We start from the raw sequence: 2,106 nt of genomic DNA on the forward strand, positions 1-2,106 counted from the left end.
CAGCTCAGTGAGGAATGCCGTGACATGTTCTTGGTTGATCCAGGTCAGACCGCTGTTGGCCCGTTTCATTGACTTCAAGGCAGCTGCAAAGGGTTTCAGCTCATCGTTGATGACACGGGTCTCTGGATTCGTCAATAGTCGGTCGACGGTCGCTCCCAGGACGCATCGCCAGCAGCGCCCCTGTGCGTAGAGTTCCTCCTCGGCGCCGCACTCAACGCAGTCGACGTTGAGTTTGATCCCTGTGCACTTGCGGCACGCCGGTTGGCCATTGATGATTCCCGGTAACACTCCATCGTGACCGCACGGGCACACACCGCGGGTACGTTTGGCTGCTTGGTAGCAATAGCCGCACACCCCAAGGCCCTGCCAGGTGACGACACATTCTCGGTGCTCACCGCATCGGTCGCACGGGACTTCCCATCGCTGTGGGTCTTCGGGTTTACGTGGTCTTGCCATCGTCATCATCGCTGCGGACGACTCGGATTCGCCGGGCAACGGAGCGCTTCTCGCCAATTCCGAGATCGGCCGGGCTTGCTGGTGCGTCCGCCGTAGCTGCAGCACGCATCTCCACGTACGGTTCAAACAGATCGTTTGGCGTGCATTCAAGGATGTCGCATAGCGCGGCGAACGTGCGTGCAGGGATCCGCTCGGGTGTGCCAGTCACCAGTCGGTGGACTTGGGCATTCGACAAGTTGATACCACGGGACTTCAGCAGAGGGATGAGTTCCGTTGTCTTCCAGAGGTTGTGATCGGCCATTCGTTGGCGCAGATTCCAGTGGTAGCCGACCCGACGTTGCTCGCTCACGTATCCTTCCCTGCATCTGTTACGTCACGTGTGACGATTCGTTGCTGGATCATTCGTTGAATGGTCTTCTGTTTGAAGTCTGCAGAGACCGAGGTGTAGAGCGCAGTGGTCGATGAGTAGGCGTGGCCGACTTGCTGCTGAACAAACATCGGATCGTATCCGGCTTCGAGGAGATGAGTGACATAGGAGTGGCGCAAGCAGTGCATCTTCAACTCTGTCGGCAGCCCTGCCAGTTCGCGGACCGTGGTGAACGTGCGATTGAAGTTGCGGATGCCCGTGGCGCCGGCGCGTTCCGACGGCCACAACGACGCCGAGCGGTCCGCCGTGGCGAACTGCTCACGTCCTTGCGACGAGAGCCAATGATCGAGAAGGCCGACCACCCAGTCGAACTCAGGCACCGTGAGAACAGTGCGACGGCGCGGTCCCGATCCCGACATACCTTTGGCGTAACGGACCTGAACAGCGCCATAGCGGCCGTACTTGCCTACGTGCGGATTGGGGCCGAAGTCGTGGTAGTCGAGCATGGCAAGTTCCAGACGGCGCAAACCGTAGGCATAGCACACCTTGAACGCAGTTGAGTCTCGCATCAGTGGTAGCCAACGCTTCGAACCTTTGGCGAACTCTCGATCAACGAGGTCATCGCAGGCATCGAAGAACGTCTGCAACTCGCTCTGAGTGAAGCTGCGCCGGTCTGCCGGAATGGCGTCATCGGTCTTGTGGCGCGGCGTGTTCCACTCGAACACAACTTGGGCGGGAACATCGCCAAATGCCTTGCTGCAGAAAGCAGCCCACCCATACCTTTCGTCAGTGACGTAATAGCAGAAGGCCCTGATCGTGCCAGCGTTCGCGCGCAGTGTCGACACTGAGACAGATTTTGGCCCGGTTCGTCGATCAGCCAGGAACTCATCGACGTGGATCGGCTGCCAGGCCCACGGGTACTCGTTGGAGTGCTTTTGGAAGCGAGACACCAGGCTGCACGATGACTGAATGAATGGCACCCCGAGTCCACGGGCCAGCATTTGCGCTCGCCAGCCATCGAGCATCGCCTCGAACACTCGATCCTCGGGTCGCAGCAGCCCGACGACGCCGTTCGACAGGAACTCTGGCAGCCGTCCTGGAACACTCTGCATGAACGCAAGTGTAGCGCGAGAATCTCTCATCTGTTTGCATTTACCGATGCTGATCTGCAGGGCGGGCTACTGAACCGCCGCGACCCGGCAATACGCCACGGGTCGTAGCCAGCAGTTTCGCTCCAGATCCGCCAGGTCGAGTTCTCTCATCTGTTTGAACTCGTCTCCTTT

2 protein-coding genes and 1 pseudogene are annotated in these 2,106 nt (G+C 59.3%); all 3 read right to left on the bottom strand.

Features of this window, described 5'->3' with window-relative positions; genetic code table 11:
• A pseudogene (locus ABZW74_RS24500) lies at positions 1-465 on the bottom strand (Fis family transcriptional regulator); the annotation flags it as partial.
• Positions 440-805: a helix-turn-helix transcriptional regulator gene (locus tag ABZW74_RS24505; protein WP_355280107.1), complete on the bottom strand. Its 366-nt coding sequence runs from the start codon at positions 803-805 to the stop codon at positions 440-442. The pseudogene ABZW74_RS24500 and the gene ABZW74_RS24505, both read right to left, overlap by 26 nt.
• Positions 802-1,935, bottom strand: a complete 1,134-nt coding sequence (locus ABZW74_RS24510; RefSeq protein WP_355280109.1) for a tyrosine-type recombinase/integrase — start codon at positions 1,933-1,935, stop codon at positions 802-804. Before ABZW74_RS24510 ends, ABZW74_RS24505 begins: the two co-directional genes overlap by 4 nt.
• Between the last annotated feature and the right edge of the window lie 171 nt (positions 1,936-2,106).

Origin of the sequence: Gordonia sp. NPDC003585, assembly GCF_040610755.1 — a bacterium.
Lineage (GTDB): Bacteria > Actinomycetota > Actinomycetes > Mycobacteriales > Mycobacteriaceae > Gordonia.

Excerpts from the sequence above, each read along its gene's own strand:
- ABZW74_RS24510 (WP_355280109.1), bottom strand. The coding sequence starts at position 1,935 with ATGCAGAGTGTTCCAGGACGGCTGCCAGAGTTCCTGTCGAACGGCGTC.